12 protein-coding genes are annotated in these 12,984 nt (G+C 67.9%); 6 read left to right on the plus strand and 6 right to left on the minus strand.

The features are described 5' to 3' along the window. Window positions 1–93: 93 nt before the first annotated feature. From ACIBK0_RS21385 to ACIBK0_RS21410, 6 genes are all read left to right on the plus strand, one after another. Window positions 94–552, plus strand: coding sequence for an SRPBCC family protein (locus ACIBK0_RS21385; RefSeq protein ID WP_399081985.1), 459 nt, complete (start codon window positions 94–96; stop codon window positions 550–552). 252 nt (window positions 553–804) lie between these two features. Then, a complete protein-coding gene (locus ACIBK0_RS21390; protein WP_399081988.1) occupies window positions 805–1,794 on the plus strand; it encodes an iron-containing redox enzyme family protein in 990 nt (329 codons plus the stop codon). A 50-nt stretch (window positions 1,795–1,844) separates the two neighbouring features. Beyond that, on the plus strand, window positions 1,845–2,558 hold the full coding sequence (locus ACIBK0_RS21395) for a HemK2/MTQ2 family protein methyltransferase (RefSeq protein WP_399081991.1): 714 nt from the start codon (window positions 1,845–1,847) through the stop codon (window positions 2,556–2,558). Next, the gene (locus ACIBK0_RS21400; RefSeq protein WP_399081994.1) at window positions 2,491–2,742 is read left to right on the plus strand and encodes a CDGSH iron-sulfur domain-containing protein; all 252 of its coding nucleotides are present in this window, start codon (window positions 2,491–2,493) and stop codon (window positions 2,740–2,742) included. Before ACIBK0_RS21395 ends, ACIBK0_RS21400 begins: the two co-directional genes overlap by 68 nt. 332 nt (window positions 2,743–3,074) lie before the next feature. Next, a complete protein-coding gene (gene ctaD, locus ACIBK0_RS21405; protein WP_399081997.1) occupies window positions 3,075–4,745 on the plus strand; it encodes a cytochrome c oxidase subunit I in 1,671 nt (556 codons plus the stop codon). Next, window positions 4,742–5,143, plus strand: a complete 402-nt coding sequence (locus tag ACIBK0_RS21410; protein WP_399081999.1) for a cytochrome c oxidase subunit 4 — start codon at window positions 4,742–4,744, stop codon at window positions 5,141–5,143. The genes ctaD and ACIBK0_RS21410 overlap by 4 nt, the downstream gene beginning before the upstream one ends. Here the strand turns inward: ACIBK0_RS21410 and ACIBK0_RS21415 are convergent. From ACIBK0_RS21415 to ACIBK0_RS21440, 6 genes are all read right to left on the minus strand, one after another. Continuing rightward, entirely contained in the window at window positions 5,061–6,566 is a 1,506-nt protein-coding gene (locus ACIBK0_RS21415) for a cytochrome bc complex cytochrome b subunit (protein ID WP_399082002.1), read from the minus strand. The genes ACIBK0_RS21410 and ACIBK0_RS21415 overlap by 83 nt on opposite strands. A gap of 278 nt (window positions 6,567–6,844) precedes the next feature. Then, entirely contained in the window at window positions 6,845–7,057 is a 213-nt protein-coding gene (locus ACIBK0_RS21420; RefSeq protein ID WP_399082005.1) for a hypothetical protein, read from the minus strand. 97 nt (window positions 7,058–7,154) lie between these two features. Then, window positions 7,155–8,165 carry an SDR family oxidoreductase gene (locus ACIBK0_RS21425; protein ID WP_399082008.1) on the minus strand — a complete coding sequence of 337 codons (1,011 nt, stop codon included), beginning with the start codon at window positions 8,163–8,165 and terminating at the stop codon, window positions 7,155–7,157. A gap of 35 nt (window positions 8,166–8,200) precedes the next feature. Continuing rightward, on the minus strand, window positions 8,201–9,985 hold the full coding sequence (locus tag ACIBK0_RS21430) for a glycoside hydrolase family 15 protein (RefSeq protein WP_399082011.1): 1,785 nt from the start codon (window positions 9,983–9,985) through the stop codon (window positions 8,201–8,203). Window positions 9,986–9,997: 12 nt separating this feature from the next. Beyond that, entirely contained in the window at window positions 9,998–11,125 is a 1,128-nt protein-coding gene (locus tag ACIBK0_RS21435) for an enolase C-terminal domain-like protein (protein WP_399082014.1), read from the minus strand. Further along, the gene (locus ACIBK0_RS21440; protein WP_399082017.1) at window positions 11,125–12,951 is read right to left on the minus strand and encodes a thiamine pyrophosphate-requiring protein; all 1,827 of its coding nucleotides are present in this window, start codon (window positions 12,949–12,951) and stop codon (window positions 11,125–11,127) included. Before ACIBK0_RS21440 ends, ACIBK0_RS21435 begins: the two co-directional genes overlap by 1 nt. Window positions 12,952–12,984: the final 33 nt, after the last annotated feature.

The raw sequence follows: 12,984 nt of genomic DNA on the forward strand, positions 1-12,984 counted from the left end.
GTACTGTCCCCGACAACGGGTACTCGCCTCTCCGCGCCAAGTCCGCGCGGCGGTACCGCGTCCGTGCGGTGAATACACGAAGGAGGCGCAGCGATGAGCATGGTGAAGGAATCGGTCGAGGTCGATGTCCCTGTCCGCACCGCGTACAACCAGTGGACGCAATTCGAGGAGTTCCCGAAGTTCATGGAGGGCGTCGAGGAGGTGACACAGCTCGACGAAACCCACAACCACTGGACCACCAAGATCGGCGGGGTGCGGCGGGAGTTCGACACCGAGATCGTGGACCAGCTCCCGGACGAAAGGGTCGCCTGGCGCACGATCAGCGGCGACATCCAGCAGATGGGCATGGTGCGATTCCAGAGCCTGGACACCACACACACCCGTGTGGAGCTCGTCATGGACATCGAGCCGAGTGGGGCGGCCGAAAAGACCGCGGACGTGTTCGGAATGATCGATCGTCGCGTCAAGGGCGACATGCGGCGCTTCAAGGAATACATCGAAGAGCGCGGCGGCGAATCCGGGTCGTGGCGTGGCCGTGTCACCCCGGGATGACCGCTCCGTTCTTGTCACGCTCGATTAAGCCCTACCATCTCCTCTCACGCTCCCTAAGCCCTCCCGTCGGAGGTCTTCCTGGCCGCCGCATCCCGCGAGGGCTTGGGGATCGATGGCGCCGCCTCCGGCGGTCGGCCACGCGGAACCGCCACGAGGACACCGCGCCGCTTTTGCAGGGCGCGAGTGTCCTCGCCCCCGTCGCGGATGAGAGCGGCCATGTGAGACGTTCTGGATCACGGGTACTTCGTACCCATGGATTTCTGGTCGAAAGAACCACCGTTGCCGCCGAGCCGAGGCAGAATCTCTACGGCAATCACCGAATACTTGAGGAGTACAGGGCCGCCCCCCGATGACAAGACGATTGCCGCCGCATTCCCCTTCGGCGATGACTGGCAGCTCGGCCTGTATCTCTGTTACGAACTGCATTACCGAGGTTTCGCGGACGTAGCCGCCGCACGGGAATGGGACCCCGACCTGCTCAGGGTCCGTGCAGCACTGGAGCAGCCGTACCTCGAGGCCCTGCGCGACAGGGCGGCACGGCATGAGCGCGCCGACGAGGCACTGGACGAGCTGGCCGTCGAGCCCGTCGCCGGCAAGGGTGTCACGCACTTCCTCCAGGACGACGGCGAGCTGTGGCAGCTGCGCGAGTACGCAGCCCAGCGATCGCTGTACCACCTCAAGGAGGCCGACCCGCACGCCTGGGTACTGCCCCGATTGTGGGGCCGAGCGAAGGCGGGCATGGCTGCCGTCGAGTTCGACGAGTTCGGGGGCGGCCGGGCCGAGCGCGTGCACGCGCGACTCTTCGCCGACCTCATGGCGGACCTCGGCCTGGACACGACCTACGGGCACTACCTCGGCGCGGCATCCGCCGAGGCCCTCGCCGTCGTGAACCTGATGTCGCTCTTCGGCCTGCACCGCGCACTGCGAGGCGCCTTGGTGGGTCACTTCGCCACCGTCGAGATCACCTCGTCGCCCGGTTCGCGGCGGCTCGCTCAGGCCATGCGGCGCACCGGCGCGGGACCGGCCGCCGAGCATTTCTACGACGAACACGTCGAGGCCGACGCCGTGCACGAACAGGTCGTCCGCCGTGAGGTCGTCGCGGGCCTCCTCCAAGAGGAAGCCCACCTCGACGGTGACGTCGCGTTCGGCGTGGACGCCACCGGTTACGTCGAGGACCGCCTAGCCGACCAACTCCTCCACGCCTGGCGGGCAGGCAAGTCATCTCTGTACGCACCCGTCTGACCAGCCGACCGCCGAACAGCTTTACCGACACCGAGTGAGACGAAACCTCCATGGCTCCCCTTGCACTCCCCGTTGCACTTCCCGGGGTCTACACCCCCCAGCACGACACCGAGCTGCTCGTCCGAACGCTGCGTCACGAATCTCTTCCCCCGCTGGCTGAAGTCCTCGATGTCGGCACGGGAACGGGCGCTGTCGCTCTGGCCGCCGCGCGGCTCGGCGCGCACGTCACAGCCGTCGACATTTCCTGGCGAGCGGTTCTCAACGCCAGGGTCAACGCGGTGCTGGCGCGCCTCCCGCTGCGCGTCATGCGCGGCGACCTGCTGGCTCCGGTGTGGGGCCGGTCTTTCGACCTCATCTTGACGAACCCGCCGTACGTGCCGGCCCCCGACGCCTCCTGCCCCCGACGGGGGGCGGCCCGGGCCTGGGACGCCGGATACGACGGCCGCCTCGTACTGGATCGTCTCTGCCAGGACGCTCCCGCGTTGCTTCGGCGGGGCGGGGTGCTTCTCCTGGTCCAGTCCACCCTGTGTAGTGCGGAAGAGACACTGAGGCAGTTGCGGGCGGCGGGCCTGAGCGCGGGCATCGTGGAACAGCACCGCATCGCTTTCGGGCCGGTCCTGCGCTCACGGAGCGCTTGGCTGCGCAACCACGGCCTGGTGGACGGCAATGACGAGAAGGAAGAGCTGGTGATCATTCGTGCAGAACGACCCTGCGGCACGACGCCGCCGCATCACAGCTCCACGCGCAGGGCCCCTGCTCGTTGAAGGTCCGGTCGACGTCACCCTCGACGACGGCACCACCGTGTCGTCCGACCGGTTCTGCGTGGCCCTGTGCACCTGCCGCCGCAGCCGCATCTACCCGTGGTGCGACACCAGCCATCGCCGGCCGGCGAGGCCGAGCCGACCGGACAGCCCAGGGTCCGAACCGGCATCTGAACCACCTCCCTGATCCGCGCCGATACCGTCCGCGTTCCCCGGTGTGCGGCGGAGCTCGAATCGAGCGGGCGCCGACCCCGCCGGGGTCCCGGACAGCAGACGGTAGGGCGTGGCGTGGGCGACTGGCGAGGTGACGCCGGTAGCGTCGCCACCGACGATCACGATCCGTACTCGGCCGATGACGTCATGTACGGAAGGGTCGTCGGGAGAGTCGAGGGCGTATCCCGCGTCACGGGGTCCGGATTCCCGGCCGAGGCCAGGGCACTCGCAAAGACGCTTTTCCGTCGTCCGGCCCGTACCCCCGTACACCGTCGGGCCGGGGCAGGCGGTCCGCGTAGGAGGACGATGACCGAGCTGTCAGAACGCGGCGCCGGCACCGAACAGGCCGTCTCCCCGCCCTCTCTGGGGCGAACGCTGCTGCGCTGGACGTCGACGACCGATCACAAGGTGATCGGCAGCCTGTACATGGTCACGGCCTTCTGCTTCTTCCTTTTCGCCGGCCTGCTCGCGCTGGCCATGCGGGCCGAACTGGCCCGCCCTGGACTGCAGTTCGTGAACGAATTCACCTACAATCAGTTCTTCACCATCCATGGCGCCATCATGATGCTGCTCTTCGCGACGCCCATGTTCGCCGGTTTCGCGAATGCCGTGATGCCCCTGCAGATCGGCGCACCGGATGTGGCCTTCCCCCGGCTCAACGCCCTGTCGTACTGGATGTATCTGTTCGGCGGCCTGATGGTGGTCTCGGGTTTCGTTGTGCCCGGCGGGGCCGCCGCGTTCGGCTGGTTCGCCTATGCGCCGCTGAACAGCGCGTACTACTCCCCGGGCGCCGGGGGTGATCTCTGGGTGATGGGACTGGTGGTCACAGGCGTCTCCACGACGCTCGGCGCCGTCAATTTCATCACGACGATCCTGTGCCTGCGCGCCCCCGGAATGACCATGTTCCGGATGCCGATGTTCACCTGGAACGTACTGTTCACGTCGATTCTGGTACTGCCCGCCTTCCCCGTTCTCACCGCGGTCCTGCTGGTCCTTGAGACGGACCGAAAATTCGGGGCGCATGTCTTCGATGCCGCCAACGGCGGCGCCATTCTGTGGCAGCACCTGTTCTGGTTCTTCGGGCATCCGGAGGTCTACATCGTCGCCCTGCCGTTCTTCGGGATCATCTCGGAGATCATTCCGGTGTTCTCGCGCAAGCCGTTGTTCGGCTATCTGCCCATGATCGGCGCGACGATCTCGATCACCATGCTGTCCGCCATTGTGTGGGCCCACCACATGTTCGCCACCGGCGCGGTGCTCCTCCCGTTCTTCTCCGTGATGTCGTTCCTGATCGCCGTGCCCACGGGCATCAAGTTCTTCGCCTGGATCGGGACGATGCACAAGGGGTCCCTGTCGTTCGAGACACCGATGCTGTGGGCGATGGGGTTCTTGGTGTCGTTCCTGCTGGGCGGGCTGAGCGGGGTGCTCATCGCCTCCCCGCCGCTCGACTTCCACGTCACCGACTCGTATTTCATCGTGGCGCATCTGCACTACGTGCTGTTCGGCACGGTGGTCTTCGCGATGTTCGGCGGTTTCTACTTCTGGTGGCCCAAGTTCACCGGAAAAATGCTCGACGAGCGCCTTGGCAAGGTGCATTTCTGGCTGCTGTTCCCGGCGTTTCAGCTCACCTTCCTGGTGCAGCACTGGCTGGGAGCGGAAGGGATGCCACGCCGGTACGCCGACTATCTTCCGGCGGACGGCTTCACGCTCCTCAACACCCTGTCGTCCGTCGGAGCGTTCTTGCTGGGTGTCTCGACGCTGCCGTTCCTGTACAACGTGTGGCGCACGGCCCGGTACGGACAACATGTCACCACGGACGACCCTTGGGGTTACGGGCGCGGACTGGAATGGGCGACGTCGTGTCCGCCTCCGCGCCACAACTTCCAGGCGCTGCCGCGGGTGCGGTCCGAGGCCCCGGCCTTCGATCTGCACCACCCCCGCATCACGAAGCAGGCGCAGGAGGAGGGTCTGCGATGAAGGTCGAAGCACTGCTCTTCGGCGGCGTCGCGGCGTTCTTCGCGGGTGCCGCCGCCCTCTATGCCGCCTGGTCCGGCGATCCGACCGGTACGGCGGCCCTGATCGTCGCCTTCGCGATGGCCGCCCTGGTGTCGTTCTTCTGCACGATGCACTACCGGCGCAAGGGGCGCCGTCCCCAAGACCGTACCGATGCCGAGGTGGCGGACGGCGCCGGGCCCGTGGAGTTCTTCCCCGCCGAGAGTTCGTGGCCCATCATCACCGCGCTGGGATTCGCCGTCGCCGCCATCGGAGTCGTTTACGGCCTGTGGCTCTTCCTCATTGGTTTCGGTGTGCTGGTGCGTGGTGTTCTGGGGATGACGTTCCAGTACGTGGACCGGGGGAGTCATCAGCAGGGGTGAGCGGGGCCCGGGGCGCTCCCGGCCGGAACCTCTCGACCGGCCGGTGGCCACTTTCGTAGCGCCCCTCGACCGTCTGCCGCACGTCGCCCGTCTCCTCGCCCTGCGCCAGGCGTTCCCGCTCGGCGCGCACGAGGGCCTGACACAGCCGCCGGGTCAGCATGAACGCCACGATGGGCGCCACCACGAGGGAGATGCGCAGCAGCCAGGTCAACGTGTTGAGCGAGATCCTGAACGTCTGGGCCACCACGTCGTTGCCGCCGGCCAGCACCAGCACACCGTAGAACGTGATGCCGGCGACGCCGAGGCCCGTCCGCACGGGCCGTTCACGCGGCCGGTCGCACAGGTGCTGCTCCTCCTGCGCTTCGCCCGTCAGCCGCTGCTCGACGAACGGGTACAGGTACAGGACGAGGAAGAGCAGTCCGGGCAGGACCAAGGCCGGGAGCAGGACGTTCCACATGATGGTGTGTCCGAGGACGTTCGTCTCCCAGGGCGGCACGAGCCGCAGCGCCCCCTCCAGGAACCCCACGTACCAGTCGGGTTGCGAACCGGTCGACGCCTGGTCCGGGCGGTAAGGCCCGTACGTCCACACCGGATTGATCTGGGCGAGACCTCCGAGCAGCGCCATGACGCCGAAGACGATGAAGAACAGGCCGCCCGAAGACGCCATGAACTGGGGGAAGAGGGGCTTGCCGCGGACGTTCGCGTTGGACCGGCCCGGTCCGCGCCACTGGGTGTGCTTCAGGTAGAAGACCAGGATCAGATGCACGGTGAGCAGGGCGATCAGTGCACCGGGCAGCAGCAGGATGTGCATGCCGTAGAGGCGGGTGACGATGTCCTCGCCCGGGAACTGGGATCCGAACGCGAACATGCTCACATAGGTGCCTACGACGGGGATCGACAACATGATGCCCTGGGCGATACGAAGTCCCGTCCCGGAGAGAAGGTCGTCGGGCAGCGAGTAGCCCGCGAAGCCCTCGGCGAGCGCCAGGACGAACAGAGTGAGGCCGAAGACCCAGTTCAGCTCGCGGGGCCTTCGGAAGGCTCCCGTGAAGAAGATCCGCAGCAGGTGCAGACCGATCGCGCCGATGAAGACCAGGGCCGCCCAGTGGTGCATCTGCCGCATGAGCAGACCGCCGCGTACGTCGAAGCTGATGTGCAGCGTGGAGTCGAACGCCTCAGACATGAGCACACCGCGCAGCGGCAGGTACCCTCCGGCATACGTCACCTCGCGCATCTCCGGCTTGAACCAGAACGTCAGCCACACGCCGGTCAGCACCAGGACGATCAGGCTGTAGAGCGCCAACTCGCCCAGGAGGAACGACCAGTGGTCGGGGAAGGCCTTGCGGAGCAGTTTCCCGCCGCCGTCCGTGGTGGGCAGCCTGGCATCGACCGCGTCGGCGAAGCGCTCGCCGCTCGAGCTCACGGATGCCTCCCTCTGCACGGACTCACGGAAGCCTGTCTGTGCACGGATCTGTGCACGGGCTGAGCCCAGCCTTCCGGTCCTCCCTGCCCCAGTCAGCCGGGCGAGTACTCACCCCCGCGAAAAACGCGCCTTCGCGGGTCCTCTCCCACCATCACCCGAGGCCGTGTCGCACGACATTGCTGCGCGTCCGAACGGGCCGGAACCGGCGTGCGTGCCGCGGCCCCGGGCGTGCGGCACCGCGTCATGAGGTCCGAGGGTTTCCGACGAGCTGCGCGGGCTCAATCGGGGTGGTACTCGTGCGGCCGACCGCCCTTCCACTCGACCCATACAGGATCGTCGAGGACGTCCTTGCTCAGCGCCAGACCGGCGAGACGTATGTACTCCACGACGTCCCCGTCGGTGTGCGCCAGGCCGATGACCTCGCTGCGCACGACGACGGGGCGGCCGCCCGACGCGATCGGCCGATGCACGACGATCGGCACTCCTGCCACTCCTCCAGCGTGCGACGCATCCGTGTCGTCTGTCGAGTCGCGCGCTCACCCGCCACGTCTCATCCTGGTGATCCGGATGTCTGAGGCCGACGGTGCGCTACCGGAGACGCCTGCGGCGCACAATCGCTGTGAGGGCCGCGGCCACCGCTCCTGTCAGGGCTGCCGATACAAGCACCGGGTGCCGAGCGAGCGCCGCTTCGGGAGACAGTGCGTGGGACGTTTCGTCGAAGACGCCGTGAGCTCCGTGGTCGTATTCATCGGCGTCGTCCACCGGTTGCCAGAGGTTGCTTGCCCGGTTGTCGGCGACGCTGTCGTCCGTCTGCTGCGACGCATAGCCGGTGCGGGCGAGGTAGCGGTCGAGCAAGGCGGGAGCCAGCTTGTCGACGAGGATGGTCGCGGCCGTGGACGCGCCCACGTAGTACTGCTTTCGGTTCGGATGGTTCGCCGCGTGCAGGACAGCCCGGGCGGCCACTTCCGGCTGGTAGATCGGCGGGACGGGCTGGGGATGCTTAGGAAGCCGGGATTTCACCCATGAGAATTGCGGGGTGTTCACCGCGGGCATCTGCACCATGGTGATGCGTACCCGGCTGCGTTCGTGCAGGAGCTCGGTGCGCACGCTCTCGGTGAAGCCGTTGACGGCGTGCTTGGCACCGCAGTAGGCGGACTGCAGCGGGATGGCGCGGTCGCCGAGGGCCGAGCCGACCTGCACGATCGCACCGGCGTCGCGCGGCAGCATGCGCTTGAGCGCGGCCCTCGTGCCGTGCACGAAACCCAGATAGCTCACCGCGGTGACCCGCCGGTACTCATCGGGCTCGATCTCCATGAACGGTGCGAACACCGATGTAAAGGCATTGTTGACCCAGACATCGATCGGACCGAAAGCTTCTTCGGCCGCCGCGGCGGCCGCTTCGACCTGCTCGTAGACGGAGACGTCGGTGGGCAATGCGAGCGCACGGCCGCCCAGTGCCTCGACATCGGTGGCCGCGGCGTCGAGGCCTGCTTTACCTCGGGCCAGCAGGACGACGTTCGCACCGCGCCGGGCGAAGAGCCTTGCGGTGGCTCGGCCGATTCCGGCGCTGGCACCGGTGACTACAACGGTCTGGGTCATGATGCTCCTCTTCGTCGTGCGAAAGGGGTGCCGCGTCAGGTAGGGGCGCCGCGGCCGAGGCCGACCGCGGTTTCGAGCATGAGCGCGTGGACGAAGGCCTGGGGCAGGTTGCCGCGCAGCTGCCGTTGGGCGATGTCGTACTCCTCGGAGTACAGGCCCGCCGCCCCGCACGCGTGGCGGTTGCGTTCGAACCAGCGGTAGGCCTCCACCTCTCGTCCCTGGTGGTGCTCGGCCAGTGCCATCACAAAGCCGCAGAGCAGGAAGGCTCCCTCCGCTTCCTCCAGCGGCCGTTCGTCGTGCCGGAAGCGGTAGGCGTAGTGGCTGCGGGTGAGCTGGTCGGTGTAGACACGCAGGGTGGCGCGGGTGCGGGGGTCGTCGGCGGCCAGCAATCCACGCACCGGGGGCAGCAGCAGGGCCGCATCCAATCCGGTGTCGTCCGGGGCGCGTTGCCAGTGGCCGTCGGGGTGCACCGCGTTCGCCGCGGTGTCGGCGAGGATCGTGGCAGCCAGGTCGGACCACTCCCGGCAGCGGGGGCCGCCGGGTGTCGCCTCGGCCATCCCCCGGAGTCCTGCGGCGCAGATCAGACGACTGTGCGTCCAGACCCGGGCGTCCAGTTCCCAGATGCCCGCGTCCGCTTCCCGCCATCGGCGGGCGATGGCGGCCGCCGCGATGTCCGCGGCCTGCCGGCCGTCCTTGTCGAGTCGGTCGTGACGTGCGGCGGCCGCGAACAACAGCAGTGCTTCGCCGAATGCGTCGAGCTGGAACTGGCGATTGACATGGTTCCCGATCCGGTCATGGCCGCCGGGGTAGCCGGGCAGGTCGAGCTTCCGCTGATCGGGGACAGGACCACCACTGACCGTGTACGCCGGTCTCAGCTTCGGCCCGTCCTCGTGCAGGCGGGCGCCGACGAAACGGACGGCCTCGTCCAGCAGGGGATGAGGACCTGCCGCTGCCACGGCCTGACCCGCATAGCACTGGTCACGGATCCATGCATAGCGGTAGTCGTAGTTGCGTCCTTCTTCGGCTCGCTCCGGAAGGCTCGTGGTGGCCGCGGCGACCATGCCTCCAGCTGCGCTCGTCATACCGCGCAGCACGGCGTACGCCTGCCGCGAGTCGCCGGCTGCGACCGTGCAGTCCAGGGCGGGTACGGCTGCGGACCAGGCCCCTTCGGTCTGCGACCAGGCCTTGGACGGAGCGGGGGGCGCGTCGTCGTGCGGGGGTGTTTCGCTGAGCTCGAGCATCAGGTCGTGCCGCTCGCCGGCGGCCAAGGACAAGTCGAGGGTGAACCGCGCGCCGAGAGAGTCGGCCTCGGACAGGGAGGCGTTGCCGCCGCCGGTCCAGCGCAGATGCAGATCGCCCAGCCGTGCGGTCCATACGCCGGTCTCATCGCGCTGCGCGTCGCGCACTGGCTCGGTCCCGTATCCGGCGAGTGGGTGCAGCACCACGCGGACCCGAGCGGGTGCGTCGAGGGCCAGCACTCGCCGCAGCAGTACGAGTCGACCTGCGGCGCCTGGAAAGGCCAGCGCTTCGCGGCACTCGACGATTCCGGTTTCGGTGACCCAGCGGCTGCGCCAGATCAAGGAGCCCTCCTCGTAGTAACCGCCCGGCACGAATCGCCCCCTCGGTGTCACCGCGTAGAGGCCCGGCCCGCCGATGAGCGTGGAGAAGACGGCGTCGTCGGCCCAGCGGGGTGCGCACAGCCAACAGATCTCCCCGCGCGGGCCGACGAGTGCGCCGCGCTCACCGTCGGCGAGGAAGGCGTAGTCGTGCAGGGCCTGAGGCGGGTAGGCGCCGTGCTCGCTTGATTCGACCGTGCTCATGGCTCTTCGTCCCTACCCGGTGCGATACCGCTCCGCCTGTTCGGTGCGCAGCGTCAGACCGTGGCCCGGTGTGCCGTCACCGCCGGGACGGACGCTGCCACCGCTCGGGTCCAGGGCCCCGTCGAAGAAGAGGTCTTCGATGCGCACGTGATCGTGAAACCACTCCAGATGGCGCAGGTTGGGGACCGAGGCCGCGGCGTGTGCGTGGACGTGCGGAGCGCAGTGGCCGGAGATCTCCAGTCCCGCCGCCTCCGCCAGGGCGGCGACCCGCGTCCACACAGTGATGCCGCCGCAGCGGGTGGCATCGGCCTGAAGGCAGTCCACCGCACCGGCGCCGAGCATGTGCCCGAAGTAGGGAAGGGTGTAGCCGTACTCGCCGGCCGTCACCTCGGGCAGGACAGCGGCCCGGATCCGCGCCAGGCCGTCCAGGTCGTCGGAGGAGACCGGCTCCTCGAACCAGGTGACGCCCTGGTCGTGCAGGTGCCGGGCGAGCCGGATCGCCTGTTTGCAGGTGTAGGCGCCGTTGGCGTCCACATACAGTTCCGACGCGTCGCCGACGCTGCGACGCGCCCATGCGATCCGCTCCAGGTCCCGTTGCTCGGCCCGGCCCCAGGACTCCCCGATCTTGATTTTCACGCGTGGGATGTCCTGCTCCTCCACCCATCGACGCAGCTGACGGTCCTGCTGTTGCTCGTCGTAGGTGGTGAAACCGCCACTGCCGTACACGGGCACGCTGGTGCGGCTCGCACCGAGCAGCCGCACAAGCGGTACACCGAGGAGGCGGGCTTTGAGATCCCATAGGGCGATGTCCACGGCCGAGATCGCTCCGGCGATCAGGCCAGGGCGGCCGGCATTGCGCACCGCTCGGTTCATTGCCTCGTTGGCGGCGGGGACGTCCCACACGCATCGTCCGCCGACGACGTCGGCCAGCTGCCGTTCGACGACTTCAGCGGTTGCGGCCGCGCCGTAGGTGTAGCCCAGTCCCGTGGCATCGCCGGAGCGCGCCTGGACGATGACCATGGTGGTCGAGTCCCAGGCGAGCGTGCCGTCGCCTTCCGGCGCGTCGGTGGGAACGGTGTACACCGCGGTCCCGAGCCCGTCCACGAGGGGCTCGGTCCCGTCGGCGGTGCGAGGGGCCATCAGCCTTCCTGATCCGGCGTACTCGGTTTGTCGTCGCGGTGCTTGCCACCAGGGAGCAGTTCCTGCACCTTCGCCTTCAGTCCTTGCCGGATCATGCCGACACGGTCGCTGTCCCCCTTCACAATGGCGGAGGCCGCGGCCTCGATCTGGTCGAGACTGGCGTGCGGAGGGACCGGCGGTACGGCGGGGTCGGTCCGGAAGTCGATGACGAACGGCCGGTCGGCGCCGAGCGCTTGCTGCCAAGCGTCCTCCACCTCCCCCGGCTTCTCCACCCGTACTCCGCCGAGGCCGATGGAGCGCGCGAAGTCGGCGTACGGCACGTCCGGGAGTGCCTGGGAAGGCAAGAACTGCGGGGCGCCGGACATGGCACGCATCTCCCAGGTGACCTGGTTGAGGTCCTGGTTATTGAGGACGGCAACGACCAGCCGCCGGTCCTGCCATTCGGGCCAGTACTTGGCGGCGGTGATGAGTTCGGCCATACCGTTCATCTGCATCGCTCCGTCCCCCACGATCGCCAGAACCGGACGGTCGGGGTGGGCGAACTTGGCACCGATGACGTACGGCACACCCGGCCCCATCGTGGCCAGCGTGCCGGACAGGGAGCCGCGCATGTTTCCGCGCATACGCAGGTGCCGTGCGTACCAGTTCGCCGCGGAGCCGGAGTCGGCGGCCAGGATCACGTTGTCCGGCAGCAGTGCGTCGAGGGCGTGCACGACGTACTCCGGGTTGATCGGGTCCGCGTCCACGGCTGCGCGACGTTCCATGACCTCCCACCAGCGAGCCGTGTCCTTCTCGATCTTCTTGCGCCACTTGCCGTGCTTCTTCCGCTTCAGCTGAGGCAGCAGAAGCTTGAGTGTTTCCTTCGCGTCGCCGACGAGGTTGACCTCGAAGGGATAGCGCAGCCCCACCATGAACGGGTCGATGTCGATCTGCACGGCACGGGCCTGCCCGAACTCCGGCAGGAACTGTGTGTAGGGGAAGCTGGAGCCGATGACCAGCAGGGTGTCGCACTCCTGCATCAACTCGTACGAGGGGCGGGTGCCGAGCAGCCCGATCGAGCCCGTGACGTACGGCAGGTCGTCCGGGAGGGCATCCTTGCCCAGCAGGGCCTTGGCCACCCCGGCGCCGAGCACGTCGGCGAGTTCCTCGACCTCGGCGCGTGCGCCGCGCGCTCCCTGACCGATCAGGACGGCGATCTTCTCCCCCTCGTCGAGCACCTGGGTGGCACGAGCGATGTCCGCGGCGGCCGGGACCGGGGCGTAATGAGCCATGCCGAGGCTGGAAGGGACCATCTTGAAGGCGTGTGTCGGCGCGGAGTAGTCGAGCTCCTGCACGTCGGCGGGGATGACGACCGCGGTCACGGTCCGCTTGGCGTAGGCGGTGCGCATGGCCCGGTCGATGACGTTCGGAAGCTGTTCCGGGACTGTCACCATCTCGCAGAACGCGGAGGCGACGTCCTTGTACAGGCTCAGCAGATCGACTTCCTGCTGGTAGGAGCCGCCCATGGCGCTGCGGTTGGTCTGCCCGACGATCGCCACGATCGGGACATGGTCGAGCTTTGCGTCGTAGAGGCCGTTGAGGAGGTGGATCGCTCCCGGACCGGAGGTCGCGGCGCAGACGCCGACCTTGCCGGAGAACTTGGCGTATCCGACGGCCTCGAAAGCGGACATCTCCTCGTGCCGTGACTGGACGAACTTCGGCTTGTTGTCGGCTCGTCCCCAGGCGGCGAGGAGACCGTTGATGCCGTCGCCGGCGTAGGCGAAGACATGGTCGACATCCCACTCGCGCAGTCGCTGGAGGATGTAGTCGGACACCTTGATCGACACAGGAGCTCCCTTCATTGCACCGGTCGTCGATTC

Origin of the sequence: Streptomyces sp. NPDC050564 (assembly GCF_044457265.1) — a bacterium.
Taxonomy (GTDB): Bacteria; Actinomycetota; Actinomycetes; order Streptomycetales; family Streptomycetaceae; genus Streptomyces.